A 569-nucleotide genomic window follows, 5' to 3' on the forward strand; every position below is an offset into this window, starting at 1 on the left:
CTGCAGACCATCGGTGCGACGACCCTGGACGAGTACCGCAAGCACCTGGAGAAGGACGCCGCCCTGGAGCGGCGGTTCCAGCCGATCCAGGTGGCCGAGCCGTCGCTGTCGCACACCATCGAGATCCTCAAGGGGCTGCGCGACCGGTACGAGGCGCACCACCGCGTGTCCATCACCGACAGCGCCCTGGTGGCGGCCGCCCAGCTGGCGGACCGTTACATCAGCGACCGGTTCCTGCCGGACAAGGCGATCGACCTGATCGACGAGGCCGGTTCGCGGATGCGGATCCGCCGCATGACCGCGCCGCCGGACCTGCGCGAGTACGACGAGAAGATCGCCGACGTGCGCCGCGAGAAGGAGTCCGCGATCGACGCGCAGGACTTCGAGAAGGCCGCCGCGCTGCGCGACTCCGAGAAGCAGCTGCTGGGCCAGAAGGCGCAGCGGGAGAAGGAGTGGAAGGCCGGCGACATGGACGTCGTGGCCGAGGTGACCGAGGAATTGATCGCCGAGGTCCTGGCCACCGCCACCGGCATCCCGGTCTTCAAGCTCACCGAGGAGGAGAGCGCGCG

1 protein-coding gene is annotated in these 569 nt (G+C 69.2%); it reads left to right on the plus strand.

Features of this window, described 5'->3' with window-relative positions; all coding sequences use genetic code 11:
- Positions 1-569: UvrB/UvrC motif-containing protein (locus ACGWYJ_RS38985; RefSeq protein ID WP_395111741.1), on the plus strand; the 569-nt coding region annotated here is incomplete at both ends.

It is taken from the genome of Actinomadura sp. SCN-SB (assembly GCF_043906805.1).
Lineage (GTDB): Bacteria > Actinomycetota > Actinomycetes > Streptosporangiales > Streptosporangiaceae > Spirillospora.